Here is a 20,545-nt window from a genome sequence, read left to right on the forward strand (position 1 = left end):
CAGTGGCTGCTGTCGGCCCTGCTGGTGGCGGGGATTGTCTGGGGGCTGGGCGAGCTGCTGTTCGGTATGGGCTGGGGCGGGCCGATGAAGCACGCCTTTGCCGGGACGCTGCACCTGGCCTTCCACCGCCGCCCGGAGCGCTTCGGCGGCGGCCGCTCCACCGGCCTGAAAAGCGTCGATCTCAGCGCCCCGAAGCTGGGCGTCGAAAAGCCCGCCGACTTCAAGTGGAACCAGCTGCTGGGCTTCGACGCCTGCGTGCAGTGCGGCAAGTGCGAGGCGATGTGCCCGGCCTTTGCCGCCGGGCAGCCGCTGAATCCGAAAAAGCTGATCCAGGATCTGGTGGTGGGCCTGGCGGGCGGCAGCGACGCGAAATACGCCGGGAGTCCCTATCCCGGCACCTGCGTCGGCGAGGCGCAGGGCGCCCCGCATCAGCCGATCGTCGGCGGTCTTATCAAAGAAGAGACGCTGTGGTCCTGCACCACCTGCCGCGCCTGCGTCGAGGAGTGCCCGATGATGATCGAGCACGTTGACGCCATCGTCGATATGCGCCGCTTTATGACCCTCGAAAAGGGCCAGACGCCGGGCAAGGGCGCCCAGGTGCTGGAGAACCTGATCTTCACCGACAACCCCAACGGCTTTAATCCCCGCAGCCGCACCCACTGGGCGGCGGATCAGAACCTGCCGCTGATGAAAGAGGTCAAAGAGGCGGAGGTGCTGTTCTGGGTCTCCGACGGCGCGTTCGACATGCGCAGCCAGCGCATTCTGCGTGCGTTCGTTAAAGTGCTGCGCGCCGCGAGGGTGAACTTCGCGGTGCTCGGCGACGAGGAGCTGGACAGCGGCGATCTCGCCCGCCGCCTCGGCGACGACGCTACCTTTCAGCGGCTGGCCAAAAGCAACATCGGCACGCTGGGCAAATACCGTTTTAAGCAGATCGTCACCACCGATCCGCACGCCTTCCACTGCCTGAAAAACGAGTACCCGGACTTTTATCCCGAGGGCCAGAAGCCGGACTATGAGGTGCTGCACCACACCACCTTTATTAACGCCCTGGTAAAGGGCCACCGGCTGGTGCTCGATCGCTATAAGGGCGGCGACGTGACCTATCACGATCCCTGCTACCTCGGGCGCTACAACGGCGAATACGACTCGCCGCGCGAGCTGCTGGCGGCGCTGGGAATTTCGCTTAAGGAGATGGACCGCTCCGGCTTCCGCTCCCGCTGCTGCGGCGGCGGCGGCGGCGCGCCGGTGGTGGACGTCCCCGGCGAGCGGCGCATTGCCGATATGCGCATGGACGACGCCCGCCAGACCGGCGCGGCGCTGGTGGCCGTCGGCTGCCAGCAGTGTACCGCCATGCTGGAGGGCGTTCCTGAACCGCGCCCGGAGGTTAAAGACATTGCCGAACTAGTGGCCGACGCGCTGGTGGATGACGACGCCGAGCGCCGTCCGGCTGCCGCCACTGCTGCGGAGGCGATCTGATGAGCGACATCTTTCGCCGCGACCCGCGCCGGGAGTGGATCCTGCGCAACCGCCTGCACCCTGAGCACCAGCAGTTGGCGCAGCCTTCGCTGGAGACGCGCGGCCCGTCCGGCCTGCTGCGTAAAAATCCGCACGCGGTGGGCTTTATCGGCCCCAGCGGCATCAAGCGCATCGACCGGCTCAACGTCGGCAACCTCGTTAGCCTGGCCGGCCGCCGCGCCACCGCCGCGCCCGCGCAAGCTGAATTGCCGCTGCACTGCGTCGAACAGCCGGAGTACGTTGTTGCCGTGGTGCCCGACATGCCGGGCGGCCGCCTGAGCGCCCACGACAAAGACGTTATCGGCCAGGCCCACGCCCTGATCCGCCACGCCGGCGGCGCGGGTGCGGTGCTGGTGATTACCTTCGGCGAGCACCGCGAGGAAGGCTTCTGCACCGCCGGGGCCGACCGCCTGCTGGCCGTGAGCGGCAGGCGCTACGACGGCTACGCCCCGGAGCAGCGCACGCACGCGCTCGCCCAGGTCGAGCGCGAAATTGCGCCCCGCTACTGGCTGTTCCCGGACAGCGTTGCCGGCGGCTTCGAGCTGGGCTGCCGCCTGTCGGCGCGGCTCGGCGAGCGCCCGGCCACCCGGGTGTGGCGGGCGGACAGCGAGACCTGCGTCAGCCGGGCGGCCAGCGGCTCAGTGGACATCACCCGCGTTACGCCGCGCGTGCTGCTGCTGGCCGAAGAGTGCGCTGAACCGATTGACGAAACCCGCCACGAGGCGCTGCCGATGGCGCCCGGCAAAGTGCCGAAGCGGCCGTCGCGCATCGAGGACTGCGGCTCCGTTGCCGTCGATCCCGGCGCGGTGCCGCTGGCGGAAGCCGAATTTATTCTCTCCGCCGGCAACGGCATCCGCGACTGGCCGCAGTTTCACCGCACCGCCGACGCGCTCGGCGCCACCGAAGGCGCCAGCCGCGTCGCGGTGGACGACGGCCACATGCCGCGCGCCCGCCAGGTGGGGGCCACCGGCACCTGGGTCACCGCCCGGGTCTATATCGCCGTCGGCATTTCCGGCGCGGTCCAGCACCTGCAGGGCATCGGCCAGTGCGAAAAGGTGATTGCCGTCAATACCGATCCGGGCTGCGATATGGTCAAGCGCGCCGCCCTGAGCGTCATCGCCGATAGCAGCGAGATCCTGGCCGCGCTGGAGCAGCTGGTGCTGGCCCACCGTAAAGAGGAGCTACACAATGCAGCCTGATAACCATAATCTCACCTGCCGGGTGACGGCGCTGGTCTCCGTCGGCAGGCACCCGGAGTCCGGCCGCGCCCGCCGCGCCGAGCAGGACGCCCGCGCCGTCGAAATGGGCATGGCGCTCTCCTGCTACGGGCTGGAGGTACTCCACGCCGGCGATCCCGCCGCCGAGGCGCTGCGCAGCTACGCCGGAATGGGCGTCCCCTGGCTGCGGGTGCTGGCCATCGGCGAGCAGGACGACGCGGTAGCGGCGCTGGGCGACTATCTGCGCGGCCGGGATCCGGACATCATCCTCACCGGCGGCCGGGCCGAAAGCGGCGAATCCTCCGGCATGCTGCCGTTTCTGCTCGGCGAGGCGCTGGGCATTCCGGTGGTCACCGGCGTCGCCGATATCGTTAGCCTCAACGACAAAGAAGCCAGCGTGCTGCAGGCCCTGCCGCGCGGCCAGCGCCGCGCCCTGCGGGTATCGCTGCCGTTTATCGCCAGCGTCGATATGGCCGCCCCGGCGCCCCGGCAGAACGCCCTCGGCCCCGCCGCCCGCGCCCGCATCGACATAGAGGACAACGTCTGCCGCGAAGCGGACGAGGCCCGCCGGGCCTGGCAGGAGGAGCCCGCCCGCCCGAGGCCGAAGCGCCTCAAGGTGGTGAAGGCGAAAACCGCCGCCGACCGCTTCCGCGCCGCCACTGCAAAATCGCAGAGCGCGGGGGGGAGGGTGCTGCGCGATAAGCCGACGCGCGAGATGGCGCAGGCGATATTTGATTTGCTGCTGGAGGAGGGGGTGGTGCGCTAGCGCCGCCGGCCCCGCCGCTCAGCCCGCCGACCGCGCGCTGCGGTTGAATACCTGCGCTTCATAGGCCAGCGCCCGGCCGCTGTCGAAATCATTCTCCCACTTGGCAATTACCAGCGCGGCCAGGGCGTTGCCCACCACATTGAGGGCGGTGCGGGCCATATCGAGGATCCGGTCGATCCCGGCAATAAAGGCCAGCCCCTCTAACGGGATGCCGACGCTCCCCAGGGTGGCAAGCAGGACCACAAACGAAGCGCCCGGTACGCCCGCCACGCCTTTCGAGGTAATCATTAGCGTCAGCACTAAAATAATCTGCTGACCGACGCTCAGGTCAATGTGGTACAGCTGCGCAATAAAGATGGCCGCAATGCTCTGGTAAAGCGTCGAGCCGTCGAGATTAAAAGAGTAACCGGTCGGGATGACAAAGCCGGTGATGGATTTTGCGGCGCCATAGTGCTCCATCTTCTCCATGATCCGCGGCAGCACGGTTTCAGAGCTCGCCGTGGAGTAGGCGAGGATCAGCTCATCTTTCAGGATAACAATAAGCTTAAAGATATTGATATTGCAGCTTTTAGCGATAGCCCCGAGGACCACTATCGCAAAGAAGGCGATGGACAAATAGACGGTGACCACCAGCTTGAACAGCGGGATAACGGAGGCAAAGCCAAAGGTGGCGACGGAGGTGGCGATCAGCGAGAAAACGCCTATCGGCGCGTAGCGCATCACCATGTTAGTGACTTTGAACATCACCGCCGAGGTGGATTTAAACACCTCGAGCAGCGGCTTTTTATTCTCCTCGGGCAGCGCGGAAAGCCCTAATCCAAAGAGTACGGAGAAAAAGATGATCGCCAGAATATTGCCTTTAGCCATCGCATCAAACACATTGGCGGGGATCAGCGACAGGATCGTGGTAACCAGGCCGTGCTCGCCGCTGCCCACTTCGGCGGTGGTTTTTTCATAAGCAGAGATATCAACCGAGTGCAGCGCCGAGATATCAATGCCGCTTCCCGGATGGAACAGGTTGGCAATCCCCAGCCCGACAAAAATGGCGATAGTGGTGACAATTTCAAAATAGATAATGGTCTTAATACCGATGCGGCCAAACTTTTTGGCATCGCCCACGCCGGCAATACCGACAATCAGCGTCGAAATAACGATCGGAATGACGATCATCTTAATAAGTAAAATGAATATTTTCCCCGCCGGCTGTAAAAAACTCTCCAGCAGCAGGTCTTTATAGTATTCGTTATTGTGAATGAATGCGCCCACAATGATACCCAGCACCAGAGCAATTAATATCTTATAGGCCATCCCAAACTTCTTATCTTTCATTATCTCTCTGTCCTCGTTAGAAACACCACTTCTGCCACAAAACGCAAAATAGGGGTATGTCGGCTGTGCGTAATAAAGCATCCTGGGCATCAAGGATGCCAGGCCCGCTGAGCGGATTCGGGGGTACGGGAGGCAAAAGTGCCGCTGCTATTTTTGAGGTAGCCTAGCGCTTTCTACTGATATAAAAAAACGATTTTTAAAGATGACTTCTGAGTAGTAAAATTCATTAATCTCAGCGTGAGGGAATCAGGGTAATTTAATGACATTCAAGCAGTTAGAGGCGTTGTACTGGGTTGTCACCCTCGGCGGCTTTCAGCACGCTGCACGGAAACTGCACACCACGCAATCCGCCATCTCTAAAAGGGTGCAGGAGCTGGAGTCTTTTCTTGGTATTGCTGTCTTTGACCGCAACCACCGCAGCGTTAGCCTGACCGAGAAGGGCGAGGAGCTCTTTATTCAGGCAAAAAAGTTACTCGCTATGCGGCTGCAGGTTATCGAACAGGTAAGTTCACCGGAAATATTTAACCGGGAAATCGTTATCGGCGTTACCGAATTAACCGCGCTGACCTGGCTCCCGCGTCTGATAGGATTAATTCAGCAGCATTATCCGCGCGTCAACATCGAATCCGATGTCGATATGAGCATTAATCTGCAGGAGAAACTGCTGGCCGACGAAATTGATCTGGCGATTGTCCCGGACGCTTTTCACGATCCGCGCTTTTCCAGACAGCCCGTCGGTAAGGTAAAAAATGTCTGGATGTGCAAACCCGACCTGTGCGCGGAGGCGCAGCCGCGCAGGCTGTACGACCTGCATAAATATCGTCTGCTGATGGATAAATCGGGGCCGGGGATCATCTACGGGCGCTGGTTTGAGGAGGCGGGCTTCACCCCGCCGCGTAAGCTTATCAGCAACAGCATTGTTGCCCTGCTTTCCCTGACGGTGTCCGGCGGCGGCATCAGCTACTTCCCGGAGTCCTGCCTTGAGCCGCTGACCAGGATGGGCATCCTCCAGCAGCTCGATATCGCGCCAGCGCTCCCCGACATAACCTATGTGGCGATGCACAAAGTTCAGCGACACAGCGAACTGATCTCATCCATCATTATGCTGGCGCAGAACTGCTGTGATTTTAAAACGATTCTGCAGCGAGGCTAAACCGCGCGCTGCGGGCGTCAGCCGACCTTTTCCACGGTGGTTAAGGCGTGCCGCCTGACCGTATTGAGGTGGCTTTTTAAACACAGCGACAGCACGATGCTGATAAACGCGAGGAACGCCATCGCCGCCAGTAGCGTATTGGCGCCAAAGCGTTCATAGAGAAAACCGGCAACAAACAGCGTCATCCCCTGGGCAATCAGCGACGGCCTGGCGATTTTACCCATCACGACGGCAAACTCTTCTTCCTTGAGGATATATAAAGGCAACGTGCCCCTGACGATTGAACGTAACCCGTTGCCGGCGCCGTAGATAACCACCGAAATGGCCGCGAGGGCCGGAAAAAAGAGCAGCAGGACCAGTCCCGCCAGGACCAGCACAACCGAAATAATCAGGGTAAATATCGGGTTCTTAAAGTTGAGGAAAATATCGAATACCCGGGAGGCGACCTGGCTTGGCCCGAGCAGGGCGCTGATGCCAATGGCGGCGGCAATTCCCATTCCGCGCGACTGCAGGATATCAATCAGCTGAACCGAAAGGGCGGTCATGATCACCGCCGCAATCATAAAAATGGTCGACATCAGGTGGTAGGTTTTTCTGTCCACCGAGATAGCGCCGCCGGCGCGACGCTTTTTCACCGCCGGCGCGGCGCTGCCGGCGGGCAGGGCGCAGCGGTAAACGGGAATAATGGTAACCAGTAACACCGCGGCCAGGATATAGCAGGTATCCCGCCACCCGACGTGGACTACGCCTGCGGCCAGCAGCGGCCACATAATGGATGTGCAGAAGCCGGAGATAAGCGTCACGGTGGTGATGGCCGATTTGGCATTCCTGCCGTAGCAGTTGCCGAGGGCGGCGTACAGCGTGTCATACAGCCCCAGCGCCATGGCCACGCCGAGGATCACCCAGGCGAAAAAAAACAGGGCGAGAGAGTGGCTGCTGGCCATCAGCGCAACGCCCGAGGCGGCGGCGACACCGCTGGCGCACAGCAGCATCCGGCCTCTGTTCTGCGCCACTAATTTGCCGATAGCGGGCAGAAGCAGGCCGGAGAGGCAGATACTCATGGAGAGCGCACCGTAAACCCACTCCCTGTTCCAGCCGGTCTCTTTCACGATCGGGCTGGCGATAACCGCCAGAATAAAAAATGAAGAACCCCAGACTAAAATCTGGGCGATGCCGATGAGCACAATAGCAATTGGGCCGGGTCGGGGCCCTGTGGTTGTGGCGTGCATTTTACACTCTTGCGATAGGTCGGTGCGTCAGGTGAATGACGGTACATACGATGGTGAGTGGCGAAGATAACCCGGCGGTGTAAATAATGAAAAGCGATATATATTCATGCGAATTAATAAATAAAAGGAATGGCAGGGCGCGGCCAGCGGCGCCCTGTACCGGTCGCTAGCGGTCGAGATTCTTCATCACCGTCTCACAATACCAGTCGATAAAGTTGATCACCCCAAACTCGTAGGTTTCCGAATACGGCCCCGGCTGGTAGCCCACCGAGTTGATCCCGCGCTGGTTCTCCTCGCCGAGAATGCGGTCCTGCTCGTTGGTGGCGTCCCACACCTTGCGCAGGCGCTCCGGATCGTAGTCCACGCCCTCGACCGCGTCCTTGTGCACGAACCACTTGGTGGTGACCATCGTCTCCTGGGCGGAGATCGGCAGCACCCGGAAGACGATAAAGTGATCGCTCTGCATGTGGTTCCAGGAGTTGGGCAGGTGCAGGATGCGCATCGAGCCCTGGTAGTAGCTGGTGAAGCGCCCCATCAGCTTATTGCAGCCGACGCCGCCGTCGATGGTCATTACCTTGGTGCCCTCCTTGAGCGGCATCCGCACGATGCGGTTGCGCAGGCCGAAGCTCTGGTGGCGGTGGGGAATGCCCTGCTTGTCCCACTCGGCGGCCTGGGCGTTGTAGTAGTCGATAAACGACTGCGGGGCGCGCGGGTCCTGCACGTCGTCCCACTCCAGCAGGGAGTTGAGCAGCTCCGGGTGGCTGGCGGCGCAGTGGTAGCACTCGCGGTTGTTCTCAATGACCAGCTTCCAGTTGGCCTTCTCATACATGTGCGACTCGACGGCCAGCTTGGTATTCTCGACGTCGTAGGGCGCCATATACTCATCCAGCGTCGCCAGAAAAGCGTCCATGTCGGAGTCCGGCGGCTCTTTCGCCAGGCAGACGAAGATAAAGCCGCCGGCGGTTTTGCAGTGCGCCCGCTTCAGGCCGTGCTCCTTCATCTCGAAGGCCTTGCCCATTTCGGTGCCGGCAAACAGCAGATTGCCCTTCAGATCGTAGGTCCACTGGTGATAGGGGCAGACCAGGTTCGCCACTTTGCCCCGCTGCGCCGAGCACAGCCGCGAGCCGCGGTGGCGACAGGTGTTGTGGAAGGCGCCGATCTTGCCCTCGGCGTCGCGCACTACCAGCACCGGGTTTTGCCCGATTTCAACGGTAAAGTAGTCGCCCTTTTTCGGGATCTCGCTGCTCATGCCGACAAACAGCCACTCCTTTTGAAAAATCTCCTCCATATCGACGCGAAACAGCGTCGGATCGTTATACAGCGCCTGCGGCAGAGAGTAATTAGGGCGGCGCGCGCGCAGCAGCCGGGACATATGTTCGCTCGCATCGTTAATGCTTGCGCAGGTAATATTCAGCAGATCGTTCTGACTCATCATTCTTCTCACGCCGTTGACAGTGAAGTGTCCGGTGCCCGCTGCGGGCACGTCCCGATTACCGCAAGCCCGTATCCACGATATGGGTAACTTTCCGCCTGAATGTGCATGGGTTTACTGACCTCGGCTGTTCTGGCTGCGACATTGATCCCCCCTGTAAAAGACGTAATCAGAAAGTTTTTTTCCGCCGCGGTTTTTTCAGATATTTCGATGTCGTGAATAAATAACTCGCCGCCGGGGGTTGCGCCCAGAATCAGCAAATCGCTTCATCTCTCCTGACAGGAAATGTACGTATGAGCAACCAGACGATCACGGTAATGAATAGCGACGCGTTCGAACCGGTCATGACCCAGACGTGGAGCAACGGCCGCCACGCTGTGCGCTGCGTGAAGGTCATCCAGGAGACCTGGGACGTTAAAACTTTCTGCTTTATGGCCGAACAGCCGGTGATGTTCTTTTTCAAGCCGGGGCAGTTCGTCACCCTGGAGCTTGAGATCGGCGGCGAAGCCATCTTTCGCTCCTACACCATCTCCAGCTCGCCGTCGGTGCCCTACAGCTTCTCGATAACCGTTAAGCGCGTGCCGGGCGGGGAGGTCTCTAACTGGCTGCACGACAACATGAGCGAAGGGGCGAAGCTGGCGGTGCACGGCCCGGTAGGGCAGTTCAACTGCATCGACTACCCCGGCGACAAAGTGCTGTTTCTCTCCGGCGGCGTGGGCATTACGCCGATGATGTCGATGGCCCGCTGGTACTTCGACACTAACTCCGACGTCGATATGATCTTCGTCCACAGCGCCCGCACCCCGAAGGACATCATCTTCAGGCAGGACCTGGAGAACATGGTCTCGCGCATCGCCAACTTTAAGGTCAGCCTGATCTGCGAACACTACGAATCCGGCCAGTTCTGGGGCGGCTATCGCGGCTTTCTCGACGGTGCCAAGCTTCTGATGATCGCCCCGGATTTTATGCAGCGCGAAATCTACTGCTGCGGCCCGACGCCCTATATGAAGGCGGTGAAAAACATGCTCCGGGAGGCCGGATTTGACCTTAAGCACTACCACGAAGAGTCCTTCGGCGAAACGCCGGAAGTGGTGAAAGAGCAGGTGGTGCAGGAGGCCGAACAGGCGGCGGAGATGATTGAGGCCATCCAGCCCGCCGATCTGCTGGAGGTCTGTTTTGCCAACGCCGGTAAAAGCGTACAGATTGCCCCCGGGGAGACCATCCACGCCGCCGCCGCCAAGCTGGGGCTGCACATTCCCAAAGCCTGCGGGATGGGCATCTGCGGCACCTGCAAGGTGAAGCGCGTCGCGGGCGATATCGAGATGAACCACAACGGCGGCATTACCGATGAGGATATTGAAGAGGGCTATATTCTCTCCTGCTGCAGCGTGCCGAAGGGCAACGTGACGGTGGAGTTTTAGCGCGTGATGCGCTTCCTTTGGCGGATGTTGGGGCGTAAACCCGGGGGCGTTAATAATACGCCCCCGCCGGTTATCTACTGCGCCGTGGCCGAGGGGTTTATCCGGCGGCCAAAACGCGGCGGCTGCGGCGAAGGTAAAGACGACGATAAACGGGAATAATGCCCGACGGCGAATGCGCCGCATTTTAATGTTCCCCAGATCGCTATATTTCGCGCGCTGGCGATGATATTTTTTGTTGCACTACGTTATATTCAGACATCTTTTAAGTTATTTTTCAGCCCCACTAAACAAACCTTCTCCGCGCCGTTTATATATGATTGCGATTAAAATAAACGGTAGCTAAACGCTTTTTCAATAAACCTCAATAGAGCGTCAATATCCCACTGCGCGTACGGTAGCCGGTTTATTGCCGTTGATATACTTGTTCGGATATCAACATCACGCCGCACGCGGCTTAACCGGGCTGATTATTATGACTCCATACGAAGAACAACTGCTGGCGGACGAAGCCAGATATTGCTCCCACGGCGATACCGTTCACTACGTGAATCCGCCGAAGATTTTTGACGGCTGCGAAGGCAGCTATCTGTTCGACGCCGAGGGGACGCCCTATCTCGACCTGCAGATGTGGTACTCGGCGGTCAACTTTGGCTACGCGAATCCCCGCCTCAACGACGCCCTGAAAAAGCAGATTGACGTGCTGCCGCAGGTGGCCAGCCAGTACCTGCATCCGACCAAAATTGAGCTGAGTAAAGTCATTGCCCAGGACATGGAGCGCAAGTTCGGCCTGCCGGGCCGCGTGCACTACAACGTCGGCGGCTCCCAGTCTATCGACGACTCCCTGAAGCTGGTGCGTAACTACTGCAACGGTAAAAGCCGGATGTTCGCCTTTGAGGGCGGCTACCACGGCCGCACCCTCGGCGCCTCGTCGATCACCTCCAGCTACCGCTACCGCCGCCGCTTCGGCCACTTCGGCGAGCGCGCGCAGTTTATTCCTTTCCCGTATCCGTTCCGCCGCCAGAAGGGCATGACCCCGGAAGAGTACGCCGACAAGCTGGTGGCCGACTTTGCCCGCCTGTTTGAAAACGAGTACCACGGCGTCTGGGATCCGAAAGTGCAGCAGTCGGAGTTTGCCGCCTTCTACATTGAGCCGATTCAGGGCACCGGCGGCTACGTTATTCCGCCGCGCAACTTCTACAAAGGGCTGAAAAAGGTCCTCGACGATCACGGCATTCTGCTGGTGGTGGACGAGATCCAGATGGGCTTCTACCGCACCGGTAAACTGTGGTCGGTGGAGCACTTCGGCATCACCCCGGATGTGCTGGTGTTCGGCAAGGCGCTGACCAACGGCCTCAACCCGCTGGCGGGCATCTGGGCGCGGGAAGAGATGATCAACCCGACCACCTTCCCGGTGGGCTCCACCCACTCGACCTTTGCCTCCAACCCGCTGGGCACCGCCGTGGGTCTGGAAGTGATGCAGATGCTGGCGGAGAAAGACTATGAGAAGCAGGTGATGGAGAGCGGCGCCTACTTCCTGGAAGGGCTGAAAACCCTCCAGCGCCAGCATCCGGAGATCGGCGACGTTGACGGCCTGGGCCTGGCGCTGCGCGCCGAGCTGTGCCAGGCCGACGGCTTTACGCCCAACAAGGCGCTGCTCGATAAGATGGTCGATATCGGCCTCTCCGGCACCCTTGAGTATCAGGGCCAGCGCACCGGGCTGGTGCTCGACGTCGGCGGCTACTACAAAAACGTCATCACCTTCGCGCCGTCGCTGGAGATCAGCCGCAGCGAAATCGACCAGGCCATCGTGCTGCTCGATCAGCTGATTGTCCGCGCGAAGCGCGAACTGTAGGCCGCAGCCGGCGGACAGCCCGCCGGCTCCTTATTTCAGACGCCGGAGTTACCCTATGGCTGCCTGTCACCACGGCCTGGAGCCCCAGGCCCTTATCGACGCCTTCATCCGCCATCCGCCGGACGGATTTCTGGCTCATGCCGCGGCGGACGGTACGCCCTGGTTTACCACCCGCTTCGATCTGCTGACTACCCTCAACAATGACGACCGCGACAGGCTCAGCCGCCTGCCGGGCTTCCGCGTCTGGCGGCGGCTGCTGCGCTGGCCCGCCTGCTTCATCGGTACCACGGTCAGCGAATACTCCCCGCAGCCGGTGGGCATCGAACCTGCTGACTATCTGCGGCGCGCCCGCCGGCTCCCCGGCTCCCCGGCGCTGACCATTATCAAAGATCTGCCCTGCGACTCGCCGCTGCTGCCGGCCGCTGATAACCTCGCGGCGCGGCGGCTGTTCGCCCTCGCGCCGCGGGAGGGCTTTATCAGCGTCGCCGGGCAGGCGCTGGCCTACGTCCCGGTCCACTTCGACAGTATCGATGAATATCTGGCCCGGCTCTCCCACAGCCGCCGCCGCAACCTGCGGCGCAAGCTGCGCAGCCGGGACGCGCTGCGCCTTGAGATCCTGCCTACCGGCGATCCGCGCCTCGCCTCGGCGGCGTGGCGCGGGACGCTCTACCGCTACTATCTGGCGGTATACGACCAGAGCGAGATCCACTTCGACAGGCTCAGCGCCGACTTCTTCGACGCCCTGCTGCAGGACCCGGACAGCGGCGGACGCCTGTTCTGCTACTGGCACGATGATCATCTGGTGGGCTTTAACCTCTGCTACGTTCACGGCGGCAATCTTGTCGATAAATATATCGGCTTCGACTACGCGCAGGCGCTGCGCTTCAACCTCTATTTCGTCAGCTGGTTTGCCAATCTGGAGTACGCCATCGAGCAGGGGCTGCGCTACTACGTGGCGGGCTGGACCGACCCGCAGGTGAAGGCCCAGCTGGGGGCCAGCTTTACCATGACCCGCCACCTGGTCTGGGTGCGCAATCCGCTGCTGCGGGCGCTGCTTCGCCGTCTGTCGCACCATTTTGAGAGCGACAGCGATATCCTTCTGCAGCAGGGAGAAGCCTGATGTCGCGGCGGACGGTGGTGCTTAACTTTGACGATGCGGCCGGGCACTTTCCCGGCGCGCAGGCGGTGGATCTCCGGCGCTACCAGGAGGCCATCCGCTTCGGCTGCGGCTGGCGGCAGTTCCGTAACTTTGCGTGCTGGCTGTCGCCGCAGCTCCCGGCGCAGACCGGCGCGGTCTTCACCGGCAGCGGCGACTATCACCACCTGAGCTGGCTGCTGCTCAGCAGGCTCCCCGCGAACCGGCCGGTGCAGCTTATCGTCTGCGACAACCACCCGGACAATATGCGCTATCCGTTCGGCATCCACTGCGGCTCCTGGGTCTACTGGGCCAGCCGCCTGCCGCAGGTGGCGGCGGTACACGTTATCGGCATCAGCTCTGCCGATATCGGCGCGGGCCACGCCTGGGAGAACCACTGGCGGCCGCTGATGAGCGGTAAGCTGACCTACTGGAGCGTCGGCCGGCCCGCCCGCTGGACGCGGCTGATCGGCAGACCCGATGCCGCGCGCAATTTTGACCATGCCGATGCGCTGCTCGATGCCCTCCTGCCGCAGGTAGGCGCGCTGCCGGTCTATCTGTCGATTGATAAAGACGTGCTCAGTCCGGCGGTGGTCAGCACCAACTGGGACCAGGGGACTTTTCGCGAGCAGGATCTGCTGCGGCTGATTGCCCGCTGTCGGGGGCGGCTGGCGGGGGCGGATATTACCGGCGATGTGTCGCAGTGGCGCTACCGCAGCCGCTTCAAGCGCCTGCTCAGCGGCGCCGACGGCCAGCGCGTGCCGGAGGAGGAGGAGCTGCGGCGCTGGCAGGCGCCCCAGCAGGCGCTCAACCGGCGGCTGCTGGCGGCGCTCAGCGGGGCGTGGATAGCCGACGAAGCTGCAGACTGATGCAGGCCACGATGGCCGCAAAGTCGCCGTCGGTCAGCCAGGACGAGTTGGTCAGGGTGAGGGTGCGGGCGGCAAGGCTGCGCGCCTGCGCCTGCGGCGATGCATCAGTAAACCGGTCCGCCAGCGCCGGGTAGTCCGCCAGCGCGCGGGCAAACAGCCGGGTCACGCCCGCGCCCCGGTCCCACAGCGCTGCCAGCACCGCGTCGCGGGCGGCCCCGGTCGGCAGGCGGATCAGTAAAAAAGGCCACACGCCGCGCTCGCCGGGACGATCGGCGAATACCTCCACGCCCGGCAGCGTGCGCAGGGCGGCGATGCGCCGTTCGGCGCGCCGCTGCCCGCGGGACCAGTAGTCCGGCAGCCGCGCCGCCGCCCGCGCCGCGACGCCCGCCCGCCAGTGGCCCAGCGCATGGAGCGGAATGTCGCCGGCGGTAAAGTCGTCGCCGACGGCGGCGATGACATCGCCCCGGCGCAGCGCCCGGCGCAGCGGCAGGCCGTAGGCGGCGCGCAGCCCGACAGGGTTATAGAGCGCGGCGTAGCCCAGCAGCGCCGCGCTGCGCCGCAGTTCCCATCCGCGCCGCACGGGCAGGGCGGCCAGCGCTTCCCGCTGCAGATCGGCGCGGAGGTCGGGATCGCGGCTGAACAGCACGCCGCCTTCGCCGCTGGTCAGCCCCTTGCCAAACGCCAGGCTGAAAAAGCCGATATCACCCCGCAGCCCGACGCTCTCATCCCCGACCCGCGCCCCCAGCGCCTGGGCGGCATCCTCGATTACCGCCGCGCCGCAGCGGCGGGCGCAGGCCAGCGCCGGGGCGGTATCGCTGACTCTGCCCGCCAGGTGGGTGACAATAATCGCCAGCGGCGGCGCTTCATCGCACAGCCTGGTGAGCATCGTCGGGCAGAGGTCGAGGCTGTTTTCCGCCAGATCGCAGAGCACAAACTCCACGCCGGGGCAGAGGGCCGCCGCCAGCGGCACCAGCGGGCAGCTCCAGCCGCCGACGATCGCCCGCGAGCGTGAGGGAGACCGCTGCTTCAGCACCCGCAGGGCAACCACCAGCGCCGCCGTTCCCGAGCAGGTGAGCAGCGGGCGGGGAATGGCCAGCAGGCGGGCGAGAGTCGCGGCGAGATCGGCGTCTGCCCCGAACAGATCGCCGGCGCGCAGCGGCAGGCCGTCGGTTGGCGGCAGCTCCCGCTTCACGGCTGCGGCGCCTGCGCCTCGCCGCGCGCCAGGCACAGCACGCCGGCGAGGATCAGCAGCCCGCCGGCCACCTTCGACAGCGTCAGGGCATCGTCAAACAGCCAGATAGACAGCAGGGTCACGCTGACGATCTCCAGATGCGAGGCGGCGAAGGCCGGGCCCACCGGGGCGTACTTGAGCAGCGTCATCCAGGTAAAGAAGGCGCCGATATAGCCGACGAAGGCGCCGTAGATCCAGATGTGTCCGAACACCCGGCCCAGCCAGGCGATATCCATCACCAGCGGCCCGGCGTGCAGAGAGGCGTACTTAAAGCTGACCTGGGCGAGGGTATCGAACAGCATCAGCGTCAGGAAGCCCAGAAGATAGAAACGCTTCATTAACCTATTCCCACGACGCCGACGCCGGCGGCGATAAGCAGGATCCCCGCTACCCGCCAGCGGCTCAGCGCCTCGTTAAACCACAGGCGACCCGCCAGCATAATTACCACCACGTTAATGGAGCCAAGCATGACGCCCACCGACAGCGGCACCAGCGCGAGGAAGGCCAGCCACAGCACGAACTCCAGTACGTAGCTGCCGACCCCTAGCCAGATCCAGGGGCGCCTGAGCATGATCCGCCACTGGCGCAGGCCGCTGTGGCCGACGCTGTCGCGGGCCGCGGCTTTAAAGGCCAGCTGGCCGACGGTATCTACGATGACATTGAGCAGCCACAGCAGAAGAGTGAGTTGGCTCACAGCAGGGCACTCCCGGTGACCCGCTCAGGCTTCCACTCCGCGCCGTGCGATGGGGGCGAGGCGGGGCAGGCGTTGCGGGCAATAAACTGCAGGCTGCGGCTGACCAGCTCATCGCGGTCGTTATCGATGGTTATCATGTGGTAGCTGTTTTTCAGCAGCGCCAGCTCGCACGGGCCGCTGACGCGTTTACGCACCAGCAGGGCGTTGCGGCGGTGGGCCACATCGTCGTGTTCGGCGTGCAGTATCAGGCAGGGATCGGCCACCCGCCACAGGTTGCGCCGCACGTTGCGCGAGAGGTGGATCATTTCGCTCAGCGAGGGCCAGGGGTTACCCGGCAATCCCGCCGCGCCGCTGTCGCCGCCGAGCATCGCTTTGGCTATTCGCCGGCGCAGGATCTCATTGCGGATACCGTAGGGCTCCATTTCATCGACCGTGCGCCGCCGCCCGATGCGCAGCCTTGTCGCCAGCGGCAGCAGCGGCGCAAGCAGCCGGGCGCTGGCCGGGATGCTCCAGCCGTCGGCGCGGAAAGTGGCGCCGTAGACCAGCACCCCCGCTACCGGGTGCGCGCTGGCGTACTTCAGGGCCAGTATCGCGCCCATCGACAGGCCGCCGACGAACAGATAGTCCACCTCCTGGCGCAGCCGCGCGGCGGCGTCCACCACGCTCTGATACCAGTCGCGCCAGCCGGTGGCGATCAGGTCGTCAACGTCGCCGCAGTGTCCGGCGAGCTGCACGCAGTGCACCGTATAGCCGCCGCCGCTGTGCAGCCGCCGCGCCACGTCGCGCATCTCGCTGGGGGTCCCGGTCAGGCCGTGGATCAGCAGCACGCCGGTGCGGTTGCCCGCGAGGTGAATTTCGTGGTTGCCGATCATGCCAGCCTCCAGGGCCGCAGCGGATTGAACGCCGCTTCCGGCAACGGTTCTCCGCGCAGGCCGGTGAGCGCCTCCAGCGCGGCGCAGGCTTCGCGGAAATTGCTGACGGCGGTGTGGGGAAGGTTGTCGCGCCGGCACTCGGCCAGCAGGCTGCCGCGGGCGAAAACGTGGCTGGCCTCATGGGCCAGGCAGAAGTCGGAGCGTCCGTCGCCGACCAGCAGGGACAAGCCCGGGGCGCGCTGGCGCATCACCGCGCACTTGCAGACGCCGCTGCCGCCTTTACAGGCCGCGGAGGCCCACGGCGAGCGCAGCTGCCAGCGCCGTTCGCCAACCTGTTCCAGCAGGTTGGCGATAACCGGTACGCCGCCAATGCCGGCGCGCGCCAGCAGCCAGTAGATGGCAGAGTCCAGACCGTCGCTGACGATATGCAGAGGAAAGCCGCAGCGCGCGGCCAGCTGCGTGAAGCGCAGAAAGTCGGCATCAACGCGCACGGTGCTCAGCAGCGCCTCCAGTTCGCTGCGGGACATATCCAGCAACGCGACCTGACCGGCCATGCAGGCCGCGGAGCCTATCTCGCCATTCAGCCAGCGCGTCTCAAGATCCTCCCAGCCGGGGCGGCCAAAGTTCTCCAGCAGTCTGTCGGTCACATCGCAATCGCTGATGGTGCCGTCAAAATCACAAAAAATCGTCCAGGGGGCTTGCCAGTGGTGGGGCGGTAGTCTGGTCATGGTATCTGCTTACGGCCTCGGCCGTGATTAGAGTCGTGGAGAGTAAGCATCTTATCACGGTGAGGAGCCGGAGAATAAGGATGCATCAGTACCCGGCCAGTATAGAGCGCGGGTGATAAATAGATTCTCAACGATCAAAGTGATTACCGGCCCGGTTAGCCGTCCGGGAGCGGATAAGATAAATGAAACAAAGTGTAAAATGCGCGCATATGATGACTCAGCGATGTGCCGAAAACGTTATTATATTCAGGGAGTAGACACCTCTTATCTAATTAACAATCATTCAGTACCCGTATTTAATCGCCTGGCTGCAGAATATATAACCCGGAAGAGTTATTTTCCGATGCGGGCACGCGTTGGGTCCGAAAAGGACAAGGAGCGTTATGGTTTACACTATTGGCGGACTGGTTCAGTTCCGTAGCGAAGATGGCGCGGTATGGGTCAGTGAAGATATTGGCGTCACGCTGACGGTGACCACCAGTCGTCTGCTGGAATATCTTCTCCTGCACCGCGGCAGAGTCATTTTTCGCGATGAAATTCTGCAGAATGTCTGGGACGCACACGGCCTCAAGACTTCCGGAAATAGCCTTAATAAATATATCTCTGACTTAAGGAGCGCTTTTCGCAATCTCGGCTTTCAGCAGGAGCTTATTGTTACGGTTCCGAAAGTGGGATTTATGATTGCCGAAGGCGTTCATATTGAAGCCGAGGAGCGTGAGGAGAAGAAACGCGCCGTTAACCTGCCAGCGACGGCGCAGGAGAGCGAACCGCATCGCGAGCGTTTACGCCGGGTAAGCGTACTGCTGCTGGGGGGGCTCGCCCTGCTGTTTCTGGCCACGCATCTGGATTTTCTGGCCTGCAGCGATCGCAGCGAGGAGCGGCCGATGGGGAGCATCGATCGCTGTCAGGTCAGATCCCTGTCGCCCGTCAGCGAGGGTCAGAAACGCGACGGAATCAATATTGTCGCCGATGTGATCAAGCGTAACCGGATGTTTTGCTCCGGTGAGCAAGTCTACTATTTTAGCGCCTCGGAAAGTGTGCTGGCGGGGAAGAAAGGGCGGCTTTACCTCTCCCGCTGTTCTTTTAGCGATGCGGCGAAAAAAACAATTATGTCTTGCCTCAATTACTACAAATCTGATTATGAATATATCAAATAAGTATTTTTATACTTTTGTCCTGAGCTTTACTGCTGCGGCATTTTTCATCCTTATCCTTGAGTTTATTCTATGCAGCAGCCGTGACCTTGTACAGGTGGACTGCTCGTCCAATCTGATTGTCGATTCTGACGTATCTGATTTCCACGGCGAGCTGAGCACTTTTATGTTTATCGAGAAAAACACCCGCGGCTATATGGATGTTTCCGGGATAGTCAGGTATCACAATCATGAATACAACGTGGAGCGCTCTTATCGCTTTAACTACAGCAAGAATGAGGATGATATCTATCACCTGACCAACATTACGATCTCGAAACGAGGAATCGATAATGTTAATAACGAGGTGATGTCCAAGCTGTTTTTAAGCCCCGATATTCAGCACGGGCGCTACATTCAGATCAAGAAACAGGAAAACGCGTTCCTCATCAGCTCACTCTACTCTCCCTTCTTTCTCTGCATTCCTAAATAAAACGCGGCGTCAGCGTGGCGCAGATAACACTTTTGAGGTGGGGTCAGCGCCCGGACGCGCAACGCGTTTGCCGGCGCTACTCCCTGTCTTTTGAAGGGTTAACGCTCATTCCTGGTTGTATAACCTGTAATTTTCTTATAATTAAGAATTATATTCGAAATAAATAGATATTATTGATATTTATTGCCGTTTAGTTGCCGCGGCGTAGCATATGGGGTGTCAGAAGCAGTGCGGTAAATATTCCCCATCGCTCTACTGCGCCAGCACCAGAGGAAAACAGGCGCGCTGAGGATTAATTGCCGCCGGGGCTTCATCCCTGTTTAAGAGAGTTTGTCTGATGATGAAAAACGTGACTACGATTATCACCGATGACCGCTATTTCAGGCTCGGCCTGACGGAGTTGTTAGGCCAACAGGTCGCTACAGAGGCCGTCGTCATTATCGATCTCGATTGTTATGATGAGAATGAATATAACCGCGAAAGTTTTCAGGGAAAGCAGCTGGTCGCATTTGCTTCTGATGATCTCGCCTATTATAAGTCGGAAATATTTGACAATATCGTTGTGTTTAATAAAAAAAGTGATCTTACCGCAATACGTGATTTCTTTAGGGTAAAAGGAGGTGCTGAACGCTATCGCACCAGATTTACATTAAGTGAGCGTGAGAAGCAGGTGTTAAGGATGATGCGGCGCGGCCAGGGAAATAAAGAAATTGCTGAGTCAATGTGTTTGTCACCTAAAACAACCTACTCTTATCGCAATAGCCTGATGAAAAAGCTGGGGTGCGTAAACAGAATAAAGTTACAGGAACTCTGCATTAAAAACAGGCTTTCATAATGGAAGTGAGTATATCAGTATAAAACAGGAGCACTATCGTGAATAAATTATCCCTGGTTTTTGCCACCGCCTTATCGGTGGCCTGCGGCACGGCGCTGGCCGATCCTGTGTCGGTAAACGGCGGGAAGGTTCACTTCAGAGGCGAGGTCGTCAACACCGGCTGTGCGGTGGATGCCGGCTCCGTGGATCAGACGGTTCAGCTTGGCCAGGTGCGGTCCGCAAAGCTCGCTGAGGCGGGAGCAACCAGCACTGCCGTAGGCTTTAATATTCAGCTCGACGACTGCGATACCACCTTAGTGAGCAAAGCGTCCATCGCCTTCAGCGGCGCCGCCGTTGACAGCACCAATACAACGGTGCTGGCGCTACAGAGTTCAGCTGCGGGCGGGGCAACTAACGTCGGTGTTCAGATCCTCGACAGAACCGGTACGGCGCTGAAGCTGGATGGCGAGAGCTATAGCGCGGCGACCACGTTAAATAACGGCCCCACCGTTTTGCCATTCCAGGCCCGCTACTACGCCACCGGCGTTGCGACGGCGGGAACGGCGAATGCGGATGCCACGTTTAAAGTTCAGTACGAATAGGACGTCAATGCGCAAGGACGCAACCCGGGCCAGGACGGCCCACGGACGTTAACGGATATG

The 20,545-nt window shown here is 61.1% G+C and carries 22 protein-coding genes; 13 read left to right on the top strand and 9 right to left on the bottom strand.

Translation table 11 applies throughout. The features are described 5' to 3' along the window. From ENGE1_RS22225 to etfB, 3 genes are all read left to right on the top strand, one after another. A partial coding sequence (locus ENGE1_RS22225) for a (Fe-S)-binding protein (RefSeq protein ID WP_064360762.1) occupies window positions 1-1,476 on the top strand: 1,476 nt, incomplete at its 5' end. Next, the gene (etfA, locus tag ENGE1_RS22230) at window positions 1,476-2,714 is read left to right on the top strand and encodes an electron transfer flavoprotein subunit alpha (protein WP_048254612.1); all 1,239 of its coding nucleotides are present in this window, start codon (window positions 1,476-1,478) and stop codon (window positions 2,712-2,714) included. The genes ENGE1_RS22225 and etfA, both read left to right, overlap by 1 nt. Next, on the top strand, window positions 2,704-3,498 hold the full coding sequence (gene etfB, locus ENGE1_RS22235) for an electron transfer flavoprotein subunit beta (protein WP_043085441.1): 795 nt from the start codon (window positions 2,704-2,706) through the stop codon (window positions 3,496-3,498). Before etfA ends, etfB begins: the two co-directional genes overlap by 11 nt. Before the next feature lie 18 nt (window positions 3,499-3,516). Here etfB and gltP read toward each other — a convergent pair whose 3' ends face one another. After that, window positions 3,517-4,827 (bottom strand): glutamate/aspartate:proton symporter GltP, encoded by a 1,311-nt coding sequence (gene gltP / locus ENGE1_RS22240; protein ID WP_048254614.1) that lies wholly within the window; start codon window positions 4,825-4,827, stop codon window positions 3,517-3,519. Window positions 4,828-5,086: 259 nt separating this feature from the next. On the opposite strand from gltP, the gene ENGE1_RS22245 reads away from it, so the two are divergent. Further along, the gene (locus ENGE1_RS22245; RefSeq protein ID WP_045288079.1) at window positions 5,087-5,980 is read left to right on the top strand and encodes a LysR family transcriptional regulator; all 894 of its coding nucleotides are present in this window, start codon (window positions 5,087-5,089) and stop codon (window positions 5,978-5,980) included. A 17-nt stretch (window positions 5,981-5,997) separates the two neighbouring features. Here the strand turns inward: ENGE1_RS22245 and ENGE1_RS22250 are convergent, their stop codons facing one another. From ENGE1_RS22250 to ENGE1_RS22260, 3 genes are all read right to left on the bottom strand, one after another. Further along, window positions 5,998-7,209 (bottom strand): MFS transporter, encoded by a 1,212-nt coding sequence (locus ENGE1_RS22250; protein ID WP_064360763.1) that lies wholly within the window; start codon window positions 7,207-7,209, stop codon window positions 5,998-6,000. Window positions 7,210-7,375: 166 nt separating this feature from the next. After that, window positions 7,376-8,641: an aromatic ring-hydroxylating oxygenase subunit alpha gene (locus tag ENGE1_RS22255; protein WP_048254649.1), complete on the bottom strand. Its 1,266-nt coding sequence runs from the start codon at window positions 8,639-8,641 to the stop codon at window positions 7,376-7,378. A gap of 8 nt (window positions 8,642-8,649) precedes the next feature. Then, the gene (locus tag ENGE1_RS22260; RefSeq protein WP_043085430.1) at window positions 8,650-8,901 is read right to left on the bottom strand and encodes a hypothetical protein; all 252 of its coding nucleotides are present in this window, start codon (window positions 8,899-8,901) and stop codon (window positions 8,650-8,652) included. A 33-nt stretch (window positions 8,902-8,934) separates the two neighbouring features. Here ENGE1_RS22260 and ENGE1_RS22265 point away from each other — a divergent pair, with 33 nt between their 5' ends. The 5 genes from ENGE1_RS22265 (at window position 8,935) to ENGE1_RS22280 (ending at window position 13,918) form a co-directional block, all read left to right on the top strand. Continuing rightward, a complete protein-coding gene (locus tag ENGE1_RS22265) occupies window positions 8,935-10,062 on the top strand; it encodes an FAD-binding oxidoreductase (protein WP_269465007.1) in 1,128 nt (375 codons plus the stop codon). Window positions 10,063-10,065: 3 nt separating this feature from the next. Beyond that, entirely contained in the window at window positions 10,066-10,221 is a 156-nt protein-coding gene (locus ENGE1_RS28660; protein ID WP_155409082.1) for a hypothetical protein, read from the top strand. A gap of 313 nt (window positions 10,222-10,534) precedes the next feature. Beyond that, window positions 10,535-11,914, top strand: coding sequence for an aspartate aminotransferase family protein (locus tag ENGE1_RS22270; protein WP_043086736.1), 1,380 nt, complete (start codon window positions 10,535-10,537; stop codon window positions 11,912-11,914). 55 nt (window positions 11,915-11,969) lie between these two features. Further along, window positions 11,970-13,034, top strand: coding sequence for a GNAT family N-acetyltransferase (locus ENGE1_RS22275; protein WP_048273368.1), 1,065 nt, complete (start codon window positions 11,970-11,972; stop codon window positions 13,032-13,034). Beyond that, on the top strand, window positions 13,034-13,918 hold the full coding sequence (locus ENGE1_RS22280) for an arginase family protein (protein ID WP_048254620.1): 885 nt from the start codon (window positions 13,034-13,036) through the stop codon (window positions 13,916-13,918). The genes ENGE1_RS22275 and ENGE1_RS22280 overlap by 1 nt, the downstream gene beginning before the upstream one ends. On the opposite strand, the gene ENGE1_RS22285 is transcribed toward ENGE1_RS22280, so the two are convergent. The 5 genes from ENGE1_RS22285 to ENGE1_RS22305 are packed head-to-tail and all read right to left on the bottom strand — an operon-like array spanning window position 13,881 to window position 17,443. Continuing rightward, window positions 13,881-15,110: a DegT/DnrJ/EryC1/StrS family aminotransferase gene (locus tag ENGE1_RS22285; RefSeq protein WP_048254621.1), complete on the bottom strand. Its 1,230-nt coding sequence runs from the start codon at window positions 15,108-15,110 to the stop codon at window positions 13,881-13,883. The two genes, ENGE1_RS22280 and ENGE1_RS22285, sit on opposite strands and share 38 nt — an antisense overlap. Next, window positions 15,107-15,487, bottom strand: coding sequence for a DMT family transporter (locus ENGE1_RS22290; protein ID WP_048254623.1), 381 nt, complete (start codon window positions 15,485-15,487; stop codon window positions 15,107-15,109). The genes ENGE1_RS22285 and ENGE1_RS22290 overlap by 4 nt, the downstream gene beginning before the upstream one ends. Further along, entirely contained in the window at window positions 15,487-15,843 is a 357-nt protein-coding gene (locus ENGE1_RS22295; RefSeq protein WP_048254625.1) for an EamA family transporter, read from the bottom strand. The genes ENGE1_RS22290 and ENGE1_RS22295 overlap by 1 nt, the downstream gene beginning before the upstream one ends. Then, complete coding sequence (locus ENGE1_RS22300; protein WP_048254626.1) at window positions 15,840-16,715, bottom strand: alpha/beta hydrolase; 876 nt, start codon at window positions 16,713-16,715, stop codon at window positions 15,840-15,842. Before ENGE1_RS22300 ends, ENGE1_RS22295 begins: the two co-directional genes overlap by 4 nt. After that, on the bottom strand, window positions 16,712-17,443 hold the full coding sequence (locus ENGE1_RS22305) for an HAD-IB family phosphatase (protein WP_048254627.1): 732 nt from the start codon (window positions 17,441-17,443) through the stop codon (window positions 16,712-16,714). The genes ENGE1_RS22300 and ENGE1_RS22305 overlap by 4 nt, the downstream gene beginning before the upstream one ends. Before the next feature lie 383 nt (window positions 17,444-17,826). Between ENGE1_RS22305 and ENGE1_RS22310 the strand changes: the two genes are divergently transcribed. From ENGE1_RS22310 to fimA, 4 genes are all read left to right on the top strand, one after another. Then, on the top strand, window positions 17,827-18,600 hold the full coding sequence (locus ENGE1_RS22310; RefSeq protein ID WP_043085419.1) for a winged helix-turn-helix domain-containing protein: 774 nt from the start codon (window positions 17,827-17,829) through the stop codon (window positions 18,598-18,600). 94 nt (window positions 18,601-18,694) lie between these two features. Beyond that, entirely contained in the window at window positions 18,695-19,069 is a 375-nt protein-coding gene (locus ENGE1_RS22315; protein ID WP_053075606.1) for a FidL-like protein, read from the top strand. A gap of 337 nt (window positions 19,070-19,406) precedes the next feature. Beyond that, window positions 19,407-19,904: a LuxR C-terminal-related transcriptional regulator gene (locus ENGE1_RS22320; protein WP_064360764.1), complete on the top strand. Its 498-nt coding sequence runs from the start codon at window positions 19,407-19,409 to the stop codon at window positions 19,902-19,904. A gap of 38 nt (window positions 19,905-19,942) precedes the next feature. Beyond that, window positions 19,943-20,485 carry a type 1 fimbrial major subunit FimA gene (gene fimA, locus ENGE1_RS22325; RefSeq protein WP_048254630.1) on the top strand — a complete coding sequence of 181 codons (543 nt, stop codon included), beginning with the start codon at window positions 19,943-19,945 and terminating at the stop codon, window positions 20,483-20,485. The last annotated feature ends 60 nt before the right edge of the window (window positions 20,486-20,545 follow it).

Origin of the sequence: Pluralibacter gergoviae ATCC 33028 = NBRC 105706 (genome assembly GCF_001598855.1) — a bacterium.
Taxonomy (GTDB): Bacteria; Pseudomonadota; Gammaproteobacteria; order Enterobacterales; family Enterobacteriaceae; genus Pluralibacter; species Pluralibacter gergoviae.